The 663-nt window shown below is 29.6% G+C and carries 2 protein-coding genes; one reads left to right on the forward strand and one right to left on the reverse strand.

All coding sequences use genetic code 11. The annotated features are described in order from the left end of the window. A partial coding sequence (locus FUA24_RS23755; protein ID WP_148545808.1) for a LacI family DNA-binding transcriptional regulator occupies positions 1-219 on the reverse strand: 219 nt, incomplete at its 3' end. A gap of 119 nt (positions 220-338) precedes the next feature. Between FUA24_RS23755 and FUA24_RS23760 the strand changes: the two genes are divergently transcribed. Continuing rightward, a partial coding sequence (locus tag FUA24_RS23760) for a YicC/YloC family endoribonuclease (protein WP_317131975.1) occupies positions 339-663 on the forward strand: 325 nt, incomplete at its 3' end.

Below are 663 nucleotides of genomic sequence, written 5' to 3' on the forward strand. Positions count from 1 at the left end.
CATAATATTGGGTATAATAACACCAATAGTTTTAGTTTTTTTATTAAGCAAACTAAGAGCTACGCTGTTGGGCTTATAGTTATGAGCCCTAGCATATTGTTGTATTTTTTCTTTAGTTTTAACACTAATTTCATAGCTATCATTTAATGCTTTTGATACTGTTGCTATAGATACTTCAAACTCATTAGCTATATGCTTAAGTGTTATACGCTTCTTCATTTTTAAAATAGAAAAGTAGGCTAATTTAGGTATTTATTAAATTTATTTATTACTTATGCTTAGTATTTTATGCGCTTTACTTGTTTTAATTACCTTTGTAGAACTTAATACACACGTTTATGATTTATTCAATGACAGGTTACGGAAAATCTGTTTTGCAACTGCCTACCAAAAAAATTACTATAGAGCTAAAATCTCTAAACAGTAAAAATCTTGATTTAAACGCAAGAATGCCTTCTATTTACAGAGAAAAAGAATTGGCCATTAGAAAACAATTAGCCGATGCTTTGGTGCGTGGAAAAATAGATTTTTCAATTTATGTTGAAGTTACAGGCGAAGACACCTCATCTCAAATTAACAAACCTGTTGTAAAACAATACATAAACCAATTAAAAGACGTTGTTGATGGTGATGCCATTGAACTATTAAAAATGGCCGTAAGGT

The organism is Seonamhaeicola marinus, assembly GCF_008085455.1.